General features: G+C 64.9%; 12 protein-coding genes. 9 read left to right on the forward strand and 3 right to left on the reverse strand.

Annotation, left to right across the window (positions count from 1 at the left end; translation table 11 throughout):
- Nucleotides 1-11: 11 nt before the first annotated feature.
- Complete coding sequence (yegQ, locus tag NOX35_RS18460) at nucleotides 12-1,400, forward strand: tRNA 5-hydroxyuridine modification protein YegQ (RefSeq protein WP_182283601.1); 1,389 nt, start codon at nucleotides 12-14, stop codon at nucleotides 1,398-1,400.
- A 155-nt stretch (nucleotides 1,401-1,555) separates the two neighbouring features.
- A complete protein-coding gene (locus tag NOX35_RS18465; protein WP_256494264.1) occupies nucleotides 1,556-2,416 on the forward strand; it encodes a plasmid replication/partition related protein in 861 nt (286 codons plus the stop codon).
- A 33-nt stretch (nucleotides 2,417-2,449) separates the two neighbouring features.
- Here NOX35_RS18465 and NOX35_RS18470 read toward each other — a convergent pair whose 3' ends face one another.
- A complete protein-coding gene (locus NOX35_RS18470) occupies nucleotides 2,450-3,253 on the reverse strand; it encodes an IclR family transcriptional regulator (RefSeq protein WP_182283603.1) in 804 nt (267 codons plus the stop codon).
- Nucleotides 3,254-3,356: 103 nt separating this feature from the next.
- Between NOX35_RS18470 and NOX35_RS18475 the strand changes: the two genes are divergently transcribed.
- From NOX35_RS18475 to NOX35_RS18490, 4 genes are read left to right on the forward strand one after another with little or no spacing between them, the layout of a single operon-like run.
- On the forward strand, nucleotides 3,357-4,346 hold the full coding sequence (locus NOX35_RS18475) for a tripartite tricarboxylate transporter substrate binding protein (RefSeq protein ID WP_182283604.1): 990 nt from the start codon (nucleotides 3,357-3,359) through the stop codon (nucleotides 4,344-4,346).
- Between the two features lie 19 nt (nucleotides 4,347-4,365).
- Entirely contained in the window at nucleotides 4,366-5,880 is a 1,515-nt protein-coding gene (locus NOX35_RS18480) for a class I adenylate-forming enzyme family protein (RefSeq protein ID WP_256494265.1), read from the forward strand.
- 12 nt (nucleotides 5,881-5,892) lie between these two features.
- Complete coding sequence (locus NOX35_RS18485; protein ID WP_182283606.1) at nucleotides 5,893-6,678, forward strand: citryl-CoA lyase; 786 nt, start codon at nucleotides 5,893-5,895, stop codon at nucleotides 6,676-6,678.
- Between the two features lies 1 nt (nucleotide 6,679).
- Entirely contained in the window at nucleotides 6,680-7,516 is an 837-nt protein-coding gene (locus NOX35_RS18490; RefSeq protein ID WP_182283607.1) for an SDR family NAD(P)-dependent oxidoreductase, read from the forward strand.
- Between the two features lie 79 nt (nucleotides 7,517-7,595).
- Here NOX35_RS18490 and NOX35_RS18495 read toward each other — a convergent pair whose 3' ends face one another.
- Both NOX35_RS18495 and ilvD read right to left on the reverse strand, forming a co-directional pair.
- Complete coding sequence (locus NOX35_RS18495; protein WP_182283608.1) at nucleotides 7,596-8,591, reverse strand: Bug family tripartite tricarboxylate transporter substrate binding protein; 996 nt, start codon at nucleotides 8,589-8,591, stop codon at nucleotides 7,596-7,598.
- Nucleotides 8,592-8,688: 97 nt separating this feature from the next.
- A complete protein-coding gene (ilvD, locus tag NOX35_RS18500; protein WP_256494266.1) occupies nucleotides 8,689-10,503 on the reverse strand; it encodes a dihydroxy-acid dehydratase in 1,815 nt (604 codons plus the stop codon).
- Nucleotides 10,504-10,951: 448 nt separating this feature from the next.
- Here ilvD and NOX35_RS18505 point away from each other — a divergent pair, with 448 nt between their 5' ends.
- From NOX35_RS18505 to NOX35_RS18515, 3 genes are all read left to right on the forward strand, one after another.
- Nucleotides 10,952-13,168, forward strand: coding sequence for a TonB-dependent siderophore receptor (locus NOX35_RS18505; protein ID WP_256494267.1), 2,217 nt, complete (start codon nucleotides 10,952-10,954; stop codon nucleotides 13,166-13,168).
- A 62-nt stretch (nucleotides 13,169-13,230) separates the two neighbouring features.
- Nucleotides 13,231-14,346: a PepSY domain-containing protein gene (locus tag NOX35_RS18510; protein WP_256494268.1), complete on the forward strand. Its 1,116-nt coding sequence runs from the start codon at nucleotides 13,231-13,233 to the stop codon at nucleotides 14,344-14,346.
- Nucleotides 14,347-14,482: 136 nt separating this feature from the next.
- Entirely contained in the window at nucleotides 14,483-14,872 is a 390-nt protein-coding gene (locus NOX35_RS18515; RefSeq protein WP_182283612.1) for a VOC family protein, read from the forward strand.
- Nucleotides 14,873-14,935: the final 63 nt, after the last annotated feature.

Raw genomic sequence — 14,935 nt, forward strand, 5'->3', positions numbered from 1 at the left:
TGAAAAGCGCTATGCGGGACAATAGCGCCATCATGACCCTCAAAGCCCCCGAACTGCTGCTGCCTGCCGGCTCGCTCGACAAGATGCGCGCCGCCTACGACTTTGGTGCCGACGCCGTCTACGCCGGCCAGCCGCGCTACAGCTTGCGCGCGCGCAACAACGAATTCCGCCTGGAGCAGATCGGCCAGGGCATTGCCGAGGCCCATGCGCGCGGCAAGAAGTTCTTCCTGACCAGCAATCTGATTGCGCACAACGACAAGGTCCGCACCTATCTGCGCGACATCGAGCCCATCATCGCCATGAAGCCCGACGCCATGATCATGGCCGACCCCGGGCTCATCATGATGGTCAAGGAAAAGTGGCCCGAGCAGGAAATTCATCTGTCCGTGCAGGCCAACACCACCAACCACGCCACCGTGAAGTTCTGGCAGAAGATGGGCGTCTCGCGCATCATCCTGTCGCGCGAGCTGAGCCTGGACGAGATCGAGAAGATCCGCCAGGAATGCCCCGACATGGAGCTGGAAGTGTTTGTGCATGGCGCGCTGTGCATCGCCTACTCGGGTCGCTGCCTGCTGTCTGGCTACTTCAACCGCCGCGATCCCAACCAGGGCACCTGCACCAACGCCTGCCGCTGGGACTACAAGACGCATGACGCGGCCGTGGACCCCAACACCGGCGAGGCACTGGGCCAGACCATGGAGAACGGCTTCAACTTCGAAGAAGCCAAGAACGATCTGGACAACCAGTTCACCAGCACCTGCGGCGACCAGCAGCGCCATCCCAAGGCCGATGCCATCTATCTGCTCGAGGAAAAAGGCCGCCCTGGCGAGATGATGCCCATCATGGAAGATGAGCATGGCACCTACATCATGAACTCCAAGGACCTGCGCGCCGTGGAGCATGTGGAGCGTCTGACCAGGATCGGCGTGGACTCGCTCAAGATCGAAGGCCGCACCAAGAGCCTGTACTACGTGGCCCGCACGGCCCAGACCTACCGCCGCGCCATCGACGACGCCGTGGCCGGACGCCCGTTCAACCCCGAGCTGATCACCGAACTCGAAGGTCTGGCCAACCGCGGCTATACCGGCGGCCTGCTGGAGCGCCGCCCTGCCAACGACTACCAGAACTACGAAACCGGCCACAGCGTGCTGCAGCGCAGCCACTTCGTGGGCGCGGTGCGCGGCTGGGCCGACGGCATGGCCGAGATTGAAACCATGAACCGTTTCGCCGTGGGCGACACCATCGAAGTGATTCATCCCCAGGGCAACCGGCGGGTTTTGCTGGAGAAGATGTTCAACCTCGAAGGCCAGCCCGTGGAAGTCGCACAGGGCAACCCCGTGCGCGTGCGCATTCCGCTGGAAGGCCCCGTGGAAGGTGCGCTGATTTCGCGTCTGCTGTAAGCTCGACCGGCTTTGCTTTTCCAACGCCCCATACGCTGGGGCGTTGCTCTTTTGTCTATAGCTGCTTCCGCTCGCCCTCTCTTGAATTCACATTGATTTCATGCTGAAAACGAATACGAACAAGCGCAAGCAGCTCCTCAATTTAAAGAACACACATGGAACTGAAGATTGACGAAGGCCTGAAGGCCTATATCGACCCTCTGACCCCGGACGAGCACGAATCGCTGGAGCGCAGCATCCTCGCCGAAGGCTGCCGCGACTCCCTGGTGGTCTGGGGCGATCTGCTCATCGACGGCCACAACCGCTACGGCATCTGCCGCAAGCACGGCCTGCCCTTCAACACCGTGCAGGCCACGCAGTTCAAGAACATGGACGACGTGCATCTGTGGATGATCGACCAGCATCTGGGCCGCCGCTCGGTCTCCGACTTCCAGCGCGGCGTGCTGGCGCTGCGCAAGCGCGAGATCATTGCCGAGCGACGCGCTGCCGCTGCAGCTGCCGTGAACGCTGCCAAGGCCGCACAGCCGGCCAGCGAGGAAGCCCCCTGGGAAGGCGAGACCGACCCCGTGGTGGCCCAGGCCCTGGCCAGCGTGGCCAAGGTGCCCGACGAAGCGCTGGACACGCGTGAAGCCCTGGCACGCGCCGCCCGCCTGTCGGCCGGCCAGGTCAAGATGATCGAGACCATCCAGGAAAAGGCAGCGCCCGAAGTCGTGGCTGCGGTCAAGGCCGGCGAACTCTCGCTCAACGCCGCTGCCGTGGTCGCCACCCTCCCCGAGGAAGAGCAGCAAGCCGTGGCCGCCGAAGGTGCCGACGCGCTCAAGCAGGCCGCCAAGCGCGTGCGCGATGCCAAGAAAAAGCCCAAGGCCGCCAAGTCCGAAGCCGAAGAATCGGCAGAAGCCGCGCCAGCTGCCAGCCCCGAAGAGCTGCAGGCCCGCGTCACCGAGCTGGAAGCCGAGAACGAGCGCCTGCGCCTGCAGGTCAAGACCTTGCAGGACCTGCTGGCAGAACAGGGTTAAGCCGCTACAGCTGCGATGACCCCTGTCTGCCGCTCAGAACGCGTCGAAGCCATGGGCGCGCAGGCTTTTGCGCATGAGCTGCACGACCCGGCGCTGGCGCTCGCGCGGCATGCGATTTTCGGAGGCAGCCACGCTGATTCCTGCCAGCACATCGCCGCTGGCATCGCACACCGGCATGCCCACCGCCAGCACATTCTGGGTCGCATGGTTGCCCACCAGTGACCAGCCTCGCTCCCGCGTTGCCTGCACCAGCAGTCTCAGGCGCTGCTGGGTCATGCCGCCGTACAACGCGAGCGCTGGCGCGTTGACGTCGAGCACCGCTTCCACCTCTCGGTCTGCCAGTGCCGAGAGCAGCGCCAGTCCGGCGGCCCCGACCCCTAGGGGCTGGCGCGTACCCACCTGTATCACCAGAATCTGGATGGGGTAGTTGCCCACGTGCCGCGCAATGCAGTGGGACAGACCACCATCGCGTACCACGGCAAATGCAGCATCCCCACACCCTTCGCTGATGGCTGCAAGAACAGGCGCAAGCCGCTGCGCCAGATCCTCGCGTTGCTTGCTGCTGGGCACCAGCGCCTGCCAGCGCTCGCCGGGCCCGTAGCGATAACGTGAGACCAGCGTCACATAGCGAGCCTCCTGCAATGCCGCCAGCAGACGATAGATGGTGGCCCGCTCAAGACCTGTCTGTCGACACAGCTCGACCACACGCATCCCCTCCTGCGGCCCGGCAAGCACGGCATCCATAACCGCCAGGCCACGACTCAAAGTCTTGCTCTCCTCTCCTGCAGAGGGTTTTCGCCTAGTGATTTCGTCCGGCAGGCAGACGTTTTCATTCATTCATTTCCCCGCTCATTGAAACAATCGCCGACAAGCCATGGCTCTCGGCATATGGGGTTCGACAGCGCTGAAGAACCCCCATAACCCTTTCAAGGAGACAATCATGAAGCAGGAAAGGCATCGCAGAAACATCTGCATCGCCATCGCCGCAACGCTGGGCCCATGCCTTGCATCAGCGGCACCGGCCGTGGAAACCAGCTGGCCCACCAAGCCCATCAAACTTGTCGTCGGCTATGCGGCCGGCGGCGCTACCGATATCGTTGCGCGCCTTGTGGCCAACCGGATGGGCATGGAGCTGGGGCAGTCCATCATCGTGGACAACCGTACCGGCGCCAACAGCAACGTGGGCGCAGAAATCGTCGCCCGCGCTCCTGCCGACGGATACAGCCTGTATGTCTACACGATCGCCAACACCATCAACGCATCGCTGTACAACAAGCTGGGCTACGACCCCGTCAAGGACTTCGAGCCGGTAGGCCTGATCGCCAAGATTCCCAATCTGCTGGTGGTCAATCCGGGCCTGCCGATCCACTCGGTGCAGGACTACGTCAGGTTCGCGAAGAATTCCAGTGACGGCCTGACATTCGCCTCCTCGGGCAGCGGCTCCTCCATCCATCTCTCCGGCGAGATGTTCAAGATGAAGACCGGGCTGAACATGCTGCATGTTCCTTACCGGGGCAGTGCGCCAGCCGTCTCCGACCTGCTTGGCGGGCAGGTGCAGTCCATGTTCGACAACTCGCCCTCGTCCATGCCGCATGTGAAGGCAGGAAAGCTGCGCGCACTGGCCATTACCAGCAAGGAGCGCTCCCCCTTGCTGCCCGATGTGCCGACCTTGGCCGAATCCGGCTTCCCCGGCTTCGAAGTGCAGTCCTGGTTTGGCATTTCCGCTCCGGCTGGCACGCCGCAAGCCGTCATCAAGCGTCTGAACACCGCACTCAACCAGACGCTGAAAGACCCCGGCATCAAGCAAAGACTGGATGAACTGGTCGCAACCACGGCACCAGGAACGCCCGACGACATGCGCAAATTCGTCACCAGCGAACTCAAGAGCTGGAGCGAGGTCGTGAAGGCATCGGGCGCCAAGGCGAACTAACTCACCAGGACAAGGCTTTATGTATCCCATCGATTTCTTCTGGCGCGCGGTGCAGCGCTGGCCGCAGCGCATCGCCATCGACACGCCGCGTGAGCAGTTGAGCTTCGAACAGCTGGCACAGCAGGTCTGCGCCACGGCCAGCGGATTGCTGGCGCTGGACCCCAGGCCGCAATCGCGCGTGGCCATCTGCGCCACCAACAGCGCCGAGCATATCGTTGCACTTCTGGCCGTGCTGGCCTGCGGCAAGGTGTGGGTGCCTCTGAACCCCAAGAGCACGCAATCCGAGATCCGCCGCATCACGGACATCGTCGACGCCAGCATTCTGATCGTAGAAGCTGGCTACGAGGATCTGGTCAGCGACGCACGGGCTCGGCGCATCCTGATCGGCACGGCCGAGGCAGAGCAGCCCACTCTGGCACAGCTGATATCCCGGCACGCAGGTGCACCGATTCCAAGCTTCGATCTGCACGAAGACGCTACGCAAGCCATCAAGTTCACGGGAGGCACCACCGGAGCGCCCAAAGGGGTGATGCAGCCCTACCGGTCGTGGATGGCCAACATCGTCAACCAGATCCATGCCTGGTCATTCGATGAACAGGACCGCTATGTCATGGCCGCCCCCATCACCCACGGCACCTCGACCTATGTGCTTCCGATTCTTGCGCAGGGCGGCTGCCACGTGATCATGGACGGTGCCGGCGCGCAGGCGGTGCGCGACACGTTCAAGCACCGTGGCGGCACGGTGTGCTTCATGCCGCCAACCCTGGTGTACATGCTGATGGGACTGCAAGGCACGACGCGCGCCGACTTCCCTCACCTCAAGCGCCTGATCTACGGCGGCGCACCGATGCCCCCGGAAAAGATTCGCGAAGTCCGGAATTTCTTCGGCCCCGTGCTCGGCACCACCTACGGACAGACCGAAGCCCCCCAGATTCTGACCGTGATGCGACCCGAGGACTTCGAGCACGAAGCCAACTGGGCCGCCGTCGGACGACGCACCTGGTACAGCGACGTGGCCATCATGTCTCCCGAAGGCCACTTGCTTGAAACCGGCGAGGTGGGCGAGGTCGTCGCGCGCGGGCCGCTGGTGATGACCGGGTACTGGAACTTGCCCGAGAAGACGGCAGAGACGCTGGTCGACGGCTGGTTGCACACCGGCGACCGCGGCATGTTCGACGAACGCGGCTACCTCTATCTGAAGGATCGCCTGAAGGACATGGTGATCACGGGCGGCTTCAACGTCTACCCGATCGAGGTCGAGAACGCCCTCGCCCAGCACCCGGCCGTGCATGAATGCGCCGTCTTCGGCATTCCTGACGACAAATGGGGCGAAAGCGTCCAGGCGGCAGTGCAGCTGCGGCCTCACCAACAGGCCACCGAGGCCGATCTCGCGGCCTTTCTACGCGAACGGATCGGCCCTGTCCAAACCCCGAAACGCATCCACTTCATGAGCGAACTGCCGCGCTCTCCCGTGGGCAAGGTTCTCAAGAATGCCGTGCGCGACCTGGCCATTGCCAACGGCAGCAACACCTGAAGAAAGCAAGCAATGAACCCAAGGAAAAAGCCCCCCACCACCAGCCTGTGCACGCATACGCTCACCAGCCTGACTTACGGCGATGCCGATCTCGTGCAGGACCTCATGGGCAAGAAGACCTTCACGGAGGTGATGCTCATGCAGATCCTCGGACGCAGCCCACGCCCCGTGGACCTGCGCATCACCGATGTGGTGCTGATCGTGCTGATGGAGCATGGACTCACTCCAAGTGCCATTGCCACCCGCGTCGTCTACATGAGCGCACCGGAGAATCTGCAGGGAGCCGTCTCTGCGGGCCTGCTGGCCGTGGGCAGCTCGTTTGTCGGCACCATGGAGAACTGCTCGGGACTGCTCGACCGCATCATCGCAGCCTCCAGCCCCATGGAGGAAGCCCGCAGCATCGCCAGCCACTACCAGTCGCAGAAGTCGCCCGTCCCCGGATTCGGACACCATCTTCACAAGCCGGTCGACCCCCGCGCCTACAAGCTGCTGGAGATGGGACGCGAGGAGGCGGATCTGAAAGGTGACAGGATTCGCGCCCTGGAGATGCTGTCCAAGGCCGTGGACGAAAGTGCCGGCCGCGCGATCACCATCAATGCCACGGGCGCCGTGGCTGCCCTGCTGGGGGAGATCGGTGTACCCACCCGCATCATGCGCGGGTTCGCCGTGATCTCGCGCGCGGCAGGACTGGTTGCGCATATCGCCGAAGAGCAGCAGAACCCTTCGGGCCGATTCATCTGGGAAACCGTCGAGCATGCCATTGCATACGTAAGCCCTGGTGCGGCAGGGGAGCAGTGAAATGTCCGGCACCACTCCCGATGCTGCGCCACCTTTGCGCGCACTGCTTGATCTGACTGGCCGCACGGTCGCCGTCGCCGGTGGCGGCTCCATCGCTCCTGGCTGGAGCATCGGTCGCGCATCGTGCATCACCTATGCACGACAGGGAGCGACGGTATGCGTGATGGACCGCGATCTTGACTCTGCCAAGGAGACCGTGCAACTGATCGAGGCCGAAGGTGGCAGCGCCTTTGCCTATCAGGCCGACATGGCGCGCGAAGAGGACATCTTCTCGGCCTTCAGAGACATGGCTGCCAGGCACCAGGCCATCGACGTGCTCCATCACAACGTGGGCATAGGCAAGACGGGTGGACCGCTGGAAACCAGCGCAGAGGACCTGGACCGCATTCACAGCGTGAACGTGAAAAGCCTCATGCTGAGCTGCCAGGCCGTGCTGCCTGCGATGGTGCAGCGCGGCTGCGGCAGCATCATCTCGATCGCATCGGTTGCGGGACTGCGCTATCTCGGCTATCCGCATCTGGCCTATTGCACAACCAAGGCCGCTGTCATCCAGATGACGCGCATGATTGCGCAGCAGTATGCGCCGCACGGAATTCGGGCCAACACGGTCGTGCCCGGCCTGATCGATACGCCGCGCGTGAGCGCCAATGTGGCACATATGTTCTCCGACAGCCTGGACGAGGCCAAGGCTGAGCGGGCACGGCAGGTGCCGCTGCAGCGCATGGGGACTGCGTGGGAAGTGGCGAACGTCTGCGCCTTCCTGGCTTCGGATGCCGCCAGCTACATCACGGGCACGGAAATCGTCGCCGACGGCGGCTTGACCGGAAAGTACGTCTGAGCCCCTGCCAGGTGATGCAACGGGGCCGCGCCGGCCGCCAGGCAGGCGGCACGGCCCCGAGACCGCCGGACAAGGTTGATCAGGCCTCGGCCGTGAAACCCACCTGCTTGACGATGGGCGCCCACTTGGCCAGATCTTCCTTGATCAGCGTCGCCAGCTCGGCGGGTGAGGACGACATGGCTTCCAGGCCGAACACGGCCAGGCTGTCGACCACATCGGGGCTGGCCAGGGCCTGGCGCATCTGTGCGTTGAGCCGCTCCACCTGATCGGGCTTGGCCCTGGCTGGCAGGAAGAAGCCGAACCACTCGCTGTGGGCCATGTTCTTGTAGCCCTGCTCGGTATAGGTGGGCACCTTGGGCATGAAGCGGTTGCGCTTGGCACCGCTCACGCCCAGCAGGCGCATCTTGCCGCTGGCCGCGTGCTGCATGGCGTCGCCCACGGGGCAGCTCACTGCAGCGATGTTGCCGCCCATCATGTCCATGAGCGCAGGCTGCGAGCCGCGATAGCCCACGTGCTTGAAGTCCACGCCCGCCTGCTGGCCCAACAGGGCGCCGACGAAGTGCGGCGTGGAGCCCGCGGCAGGCGAACCGAAACTGGCACCGTCGGGATGGGTCTTGGCCCAGGCGAAGAACTCGGGCACGGTGGTCACGCTGGCCGGCACCATGGGGCCGACGGCAAAGCCGAAGTCGAAGATGCAGCCCACGGTGACGGGAGTGAGATCGGCCACGGGGTCGTAGCCCAGCTTCTTGTAGATATGCGGGTAGATGGTGAGCATGGAGGTGGGCGTCTGCAGCATCACCGAGCCATCGGCCGGACGGCCCTTGACGTAGTTGATGGCGATCTGCCCGCCCGCGCCCGTACGGTTCTCCACCACCACTGCCTTGGCATAGGCGGCGAGCTTGGTGCCCACGCGGCGGCAGATGGCGTCCGAGGTACCACCGGCCGCGAAGCCGGTGATGATGTTCAGATTCTCGAGCGGCGCCTGGGCCAGCGCGGGCAGGCCAAGGCCCGAAAGCAGCGCTCCCGCGCTGCCCGCACCGGCGGCCTGCAGCCATTCACGGCGGTTGAAGTTCATATTGGTCTCCTTGGTGTTTTGAGTCGTCGTTGGCTCGGTCCGTCAGCCCCAGGAGTGGTTTCATGCTCCCGGGTCGCCGCTTTTGCAACTGTGCGCATCACTTGCTGTCGCGCAGCCAGGTCACCGCCCCCGAATGCGTGACCGCGCCCTGGTGGGCGGGGCGCACGGTCAGCGCGTATTTCTCCAGCAGACCGCCCAGGGGTCGCTGGCGCGCGCGGCTGACCCGGGCGGCCTCCAGCCGTGCGGCGATGACAGCGGGCTCCAGCTCCACCGTGATGCTGCGCGCGCCGGCCCGCGCATCGATGGCGATGATGTCGCCGTCCTGCAGCGCGGCGATCGGCCCACCGTCAGCGGCCTCCGGCCCCGCATAGCCTATGCACAGGCCCCGCGTGGCGCCCGAGAAGCGCCCGTCGGTAAGCAGTGCCACCTTGTCGCCCATGCCCTGGCCATAGAGCAAGGCAGTGATGCCCAGCATCTCGCGCATGCCGGGGCTGCCCTTGGGACCTTCGTTGCGTATCACCAGCACATCACCGCTCTCGTAGGCCATGGCCTGCACGGCGTCCTGCGCCTGCTCCTCGGAGTCGAAGACGCGGGCCGGACCGCGGTGTACCAGGGTCTTGAGCCCTGCGGTCTTGAGCAGGGCACCGTCCGGGCACAGATTGCCCTTGAGCACCGTGAGCCCGCCGTCGGCCGAGATCGGGTTGCAGGCCTTGCGCACCACTTCGCCGTCGGGCTCGGCGGCATCGGCCACTTCCTCGGCCAGCGTGCGGCCCGTGAAGGTGAGCGCGTCGCCATGCAGCAGGCCCTGCTCCAGCAGGGTGTGCAGGATGACGGCCGCACCGCCGATGTAGTAGACATCGCGTGCCAGGAAGCGGCCACCGGGCTTGAGGTCGGCGATCAGCGGCGTGCGCGCGAAGATCTCGGCCACGTCGTCGAGGTGAAAGCGTATGCCGGCCTCATGCGCGATCGCCGGCAGATGCAGGGCCGCATTCGTGGAGCCCCCCGTGGCACAGACCACGGCGCAGGCGTTCTCCAGGGCCTTGCGCGTGACGATATCGCGCGGCAGCACGGCCTCGCCCCTGGCGCTGGCCCAGACCATTTCCATCAGCTGGCGGCCCGCGCGGCGCATCAGCGGCGCGCGTTCGCTGAACACAGCCGGCACCATGCTGGAGCCTATGGGCGCCAGGCCCAGGGCCTCGCTGACCATGCCCATGGTGTTCGCCGTGAACTGCCCGGCGCAGGCCCCGGCCGAGGGCAGGCAGGAGCGCGTGACAGTGTCCAGCTCCTGCAGGGTGGAGGTGCCGGCCAGCACCTTGCCTATGGTCTCGTAGGTGTCGACCACGTTGAGATCGCGCCCCGAGACGCTGCCCGGCATCTGCCCGGGCAGGGCCGAGCCGCCATGCACGAAGACGCTGGGCACATTGCAGCGCACCATGGCCATCATCAGTCCCGGCAGGTTCTTGTCGCAGGCGCCCACGGCAAAGATGCCGTCCCACTGGTGGCCGCGCACCGAGGCCTCCACGCTGTCGGCGATCAACTCGCGCGAGATCAGCGAAAAGCGCATGCCCGAATGCGCCATGGTCAGGCCGTCGCTGACCGAGACCACGGGGCACTCGTGCGGCATGCCGCCGCCCGCATAGATGCCGGTCTTGGCATGCTGGGCCTGGTCGCGGAGATTCATATTGCAGGGGCTCATCTCCCCGCCCGTATGGAACACGCCCACATGCGGGCGTGCGATCTCCTCATCGTCCTGGCCCAGCGCATGCAGAAAGCTGCGCGCGCTGGCGCGCAAGGTGCCGCGGTGCACGATGGCCGAGCGCAGGCCCGGGGCGGAGGATGGCACGGAGGAGTCGGAGGGTTCAGCGGGGCCGCTGGCAGCGGCCTGGGGATCGGTGGAGCGGGAATCAATCATGGGGCGCGAGCGGAAGCGGGATGAAGTCCAGTGGCTGCAGGAATGTGCCGGAACTTCGCCGCATGTTTATGAACGATAACGGTCAGCCCCGGTCCTGAACATTGGCGTTTCACCTTGCCGCAGCCCGGCTTGCCGCAAGAAAAGCCCGCTGGCGCAGCATTGCGCAGGGGCTTGGGTCAGACGCCCGCAGACCGCAGGCGCCGCTGAGACCTGCCGGGTCAGGCCGGCAACTGCGCGCCCTGGCCGGACGAAGAGGCTGCTTTTTTGTATCTCAAGATAACCACATACAGCCAAATGACAACAATTCTCATTAATATTCGCGCCTGCCAATAAACGCCACATAGCCCCCTCCGGCCCCGACTGAAGACAAGAGATGCCGCCAGCGCAAGGCTGGCGCAGCGCGCTGTTCATGCCAGCCAGGTGCTGTGTGCCCTCCTCTACAACACCTATGGCCAAGCTCCCTCTTTCCGTCCCCCCCGCTTTTCGCCTGAGCAGCGCCGCCGCTGCCGTTGCCGCAGCCCTTGGCGTGCTCGCCAGCCCCGTTCATGCACAGACGGCCAGCGCCGCAGCTGCCGAAGTCGCCCTGGACTCGGTCACCGTCACCGGCAACTGGCTGGATGGCGATATGTCCAGCGCCGAGAAGGTGCTGGAGCATCCCGGCGCCCGCACCATCGTAGAGCGCGAGCGCATTCAGGAAAGCGGTGCGGCCACCTTGCGCGAAGCACTGCGTCTGGTGCCCGGTGTCCAGGTTCAGGACAGCAACGGCACGGGCGGCAGCGATATCTCTCTGAACCTGAGCGTGCGCGGTCTGACCGCGCGCCTCTCGCCACGCTCCTATGTGCTGCAGGACGGCGTGCCCGTCTCCTACGCACCCTACGGTCAGCCTCAGCTGTCGCTGGCGCCCGTGGCGCTGGGCAATCTGGACTCCATCGATGTGGTGCGCGGTGCAGGCTCGGTGCGCTACGGCCCGCAGAACGTGGGCGGCATCATCAACTTCACGACGCGCGCCATTCCCAAGACCTTTGCGGCCGAAGCCTCCATCGGCACCGAGATCTACAGCCACGGCGGCAACGTGAAGACCACACCCAGCTTCTTTGTGGGCGGCACCAACGAGTCGGGCCTGGGCCTGGCCGTGCTGTATTCGGGCACGCACGGCAAGGGCTGGCGCAGCAGCAACGACAAGACCGACATCGACGATCTGCTGGTCAAGGGCAGCTACAGGCTCAGCAACAACAGCAGCATCTCCGCTTCGCTGCACCACTTCGAGGGCAAGGGCCAGATGCCCGGCGGCCTGACCACGGCACAGTACGCAGCCGACCCGTTCCAGAGCACGCGCAGCTATGACCAGTTCACGGGCCGCCGCACCGACGGCTCGCTCAAGTACAGCTACAAGGACGGCCGCAACAACTTCGAAGTACTCAGCTACTACGTGGATTCCTTCCGCGGCAGCTATATCGAACGCGACGCCACCGGCGCCAATGCCGGCAAGCGCAGCCTCACGGCCGCGCCGCGCGACTACAGCTACTACGGCGTGGAGCCGCGCTACTCGCGCATTTTCGAGACCGGCTCCGTGGTGCAGGAAGTCAGCGTGGGCTATCGCTACCTGAAGGAAAAGAGCTCCGAAACGGCGCTGGCCACTTCCGGCTTCTATGTGCCCGGCCAGGTCGATGCCATGGCCCTGCCGCTGAACACCACCCAGACCAGCCAGGGCGGCACCACGGCCAATGCCTTCTATATCGACAACCGCATCGATGTGGGCAACTGGACCATCACGCCCGGCGTGCGCTACGAGCACATCCGCTCCTTCAACAATGTGGTGGACTACAAGGGCGCGACCGCAGCGGCCATCTACCCGACGGCGGCAGCCAACGAACTGCTGCCCACGCTGTCGGTGCTCTACCGCGTCGACGGCCACTGGTCGGTGTTCGCCAATGCCGGCAAGTCCTTCGGGCCCCAGCAGTATGCACAGCTGGCCCAGTCGTCCAACAACCAGCTCTATCCCGAATCGGCCAAGACCTATGAGCTGGGCACGCACTACAAGAGCGACACCTGGAATGGCGAGCTGACGCTGTTCAACATCGACTTCAACAAGGAGCTGTTCCTGGACCGCCCGGGCGACGGCACCGGCAACGGCATCTGGACCGATCTGGGTGCCACGCGCCACCGTGGTCTGGAATCGGCGCTGCGCTATGACTTCGGCAAGAACTACCCGGCACTCAAGGGCCTGTCGCTGGGCATGAGCTATACCTTCACCCAGGCCACCAGCCAGGCCGGCCCCTTCGCAGGCCGTGACCTGCCGCTTTATTCGCGCCACACGGCCGGACTGTCGGCACGTTATGCGATGGAGCGCTGGACCTTCAATGCCGATCTGAACGCCCAGTCCAAGCAGCGCTCGCCCGGCACGCCCGGCACCAGCGCCAAGCCCAATTCCTACATCACGCAGGAAGACGCCAACGGCAACCTGGGCGATATTCCCGGCTTTGCCATTCTGGGCCTGCGCACCAGCTACCAGGCGGGCAAGGAGCTGAACAATCTGCGCCTGACCGTGGGCATGAAGAACGTGTTTGACCGCCGCTACTTCACCCGCTCCACCGACAACAACGGCGGCGGCAAATACGTGGGCATGCCACGCACCCTGTACGTCCAGGCCACCCTGCCGTTCTAAGCGGCGGCCCCGCGAGTCCACCCTCAAGGCCGGTCTCGTGGGGCATCACACCATCAAGCGCAATGACTTCGCTCCGTCCTCTGTGGCTGCGGCTGCATCGCTGGTTTGCCCTGGGCCTGGGCTGGATCCTGATTCTGGCCGGGCTCACCGGCACCCTGCTCATCATCGGCCAGCCGCTGGACCGCATGTCGCACCCCGAACTGTTCCAGGCCCGCACGACGCATGCGCAGCAGGCCCGGCAGGCCGCAGCGCTGACGCCGATACTGGCAAGAGCCCATGAGGAGTTCGGCAGCAAAGCCACTTTGCGCTTCAGGCTGCCGCAGCAGGCACAGGACAGCCTGTGGCTGCGCGTGCAGGCGGCCAACTGGCGCGGCACCATTTACCTGGACCCCGTCACCGGACAGGAGCAGGGCCGGCGCGGCGAGACCGAGGGCTTTGTCAACACGCTGTTCAAGCTGCACAGCACCCTGCTGCTCGACGCCAATGGCAAGGCCATACTGGCCTGGACCACGCTGGCCTATGTGCTGCTGCTGCTGACGGGCGTCATTCTCTGGTGGCCCAAGCGCTGGCCGGGCAACTGGCGCATAGAACTCAACAAGAGTCTGGTGCGCGCACTGTTCGACATGCACCGCATCGGCGGCGTGATCATGGGCCTGCTGATCGCGGTCTCGGTCGTCACCGGTGCCTATATGGCATGGCGGCCGCTGGGCGACTGGCTCAATGTGCTCAGCAGCAGCACGGCAATCAAGCCGCCCAAGCTGCCCGCACTGGCTGCGCAAGACGCCGCCCAGCCGCTGCCCGCCAATGTGGACGCCATGCTGGCCTCCGCCCGCGCGGCCATGCCCGATGCCCAGGCCAGCTTCGTGCAGCTGCCGCCCAATGCCAAACAGGCCGTACGCATCCGCTTTCGCGCCCCGGGCGAGCCGCACCCCAACGGCATCAGCTCGGTATGGCTGGACCCGCGCAATGGTGCCGTGCTGGACGTCAGGCGCTGGAATGAACTCGACCCTGGCGCTGCGGCGGTGGCCGTGGCCTATCCGCTGCACACGGGCGAGCTGGGGGGCGTGCTGATGGAAATCCTGGCCGGCCTCAACGGTCTGGTGCTTGGCGGCTTGGGAATCAGCGGAATCTGGCTCTGGTGGCACCGCCGCAAGGCCAGAAAGCTTGCGAAGCCCTGAGAGCGCGGACCGGAGCCCGGCCCTTGCCGAACGTTCCAGGCTAGGATACCCCTGTTCAGGGCCGAGCCTGCTTCTATCACAGCCTCTACGGCCTCAGCATCTGGACTTCCACCGATAAGCAGACAAGGAGCTGAAGATGGCCATGAATCCCGTTGGCTGGTTCGAGATCTACGTGCAGGACATGTCGCGCGCCAGGAGCTTCTACGAAGCCGTGCTGGGCTGTCAGCTGCAAGCACTGGCCATGCCGGAAGGCGGCGAGCACCCCGATATGGAAATGTGGACCTTTCCCGGGCAACCGGATAGCGCCGGCGCCACCGGGGCGCTGGTCCGCATGCCGGAATGCCCCTCTGGCGGCGGCGGCACGCTGGTCTATTTCGTCTGTGAAGACTGCGCCGAGCAGGCCGCCCGCGTCGCACGCAACGGCGGCAGCCTGCACCGCGACAAGGTCTCCATAGGCCCTTATGGCTTTATTGCCCTGGCCATCGACACCGAAGGCAATATGTTTGGCCTGCACTCGATGAAATAGGACTGGCGCCAATCCACGAAAAAGGCCTGCCTCCAAGGAGAGCAGGCCTTTTGACTTGGCAAG

Origin of the sequence: Comamonas sp. C11 (assembly GCF_024496285.1) — a bacterium.
Lineage (GTDB): Bacteria > Pseudomonadota > Gammaproteobacteria > Burkholderiales > Burkholderiaceae_C > Comamonas > Comamonas testosteroni_F.

Bases quoted from the DNA above. Each gene is read 5' to 3' on its own strand.
- yegQ (WP_182283601.1), top strand. From the start codon at position 12: ATGCGGGACAATAGCGCCATCATGACCCTCAAAGCCCCCGAACTGCTG.
- NOX35_RS18465 (WP_256494264.1), top strand. From the start codon at position 1,556: ATGGAACTGAAGATTGACGAAGGCCTGAAGGCCTATATCGACCCTCTG.
- NOX35_RS18470 (WP_182283603.1), bottom strand. From the start codon at position 3,253: ATGAATGAAAACGTCTGCCTGCCGGACGAAATCACTAGGCGAAAACCC.
- NOX35_RS18475 (WP_182283604.1), top strand. From the start codon at position 3,357: ATGAAGCAGGAAAGGCATCGCAGAAACATCTGCATCGCCATCGCCGCA.
- NOX35_RS18480 (WP_256494265.1), top strand. From the start codon at position 4,366: ATGTATCCCATCGATTTCTTCTGGCGCGCGGTGCAGCGCTGGCCGCAG.
- NOX35_RS18485 (WP_182283606.1), top strand. From the start codon at position 5,893: ATGAACCCAAGGAAAAAGCCCCCCACCACCAGCCTGTGCACGCATACG.
- NOX35_RS18490 (WP_182283607.1), top strand. From the start codon at position 6,680: ATGTCCGGCACCACTCCCGATGCTGCGCCACCTTTGCGCGCACTGCTT.
- NOX35_RS18495 (WP_182283608.1), bottom strand. From the start codon at position 8,591: ATGAACTTCAACCGCCGTGAATGGCTGCAGGCCGCCGGTGCGGGCAGC.
- ilvD (WP_256494266.1), bottom strand. From the start codon at position 10,503: ATGATTGATTCCCGCTCCACCGATCCCCAGGCCGCTGCCAGCGGCCCC.
- NOX35_RS18505 (WP_256494267.1), top strand. From the start codon at position 10,952: ATGGCCAAGCTCCCTCTTTCCGTCCCCCCCGCTTTTCGCCTGAGCAGC.
- NOX35_RS18510 (WP_256494268.1), top strand. From the start codon at position 13,231: ATGACTTCGCTCCGTCCTCTGTGGCTGCGGCTGCATCGCTGGTTTGCC.
- NOX35_RS18515 (WP_182283612.1), top strand. From the start codon at position 14,483: ATGGCCATGAATCCCGTTGGCTGGTTCGAGATCTACGTGCAGGACATG.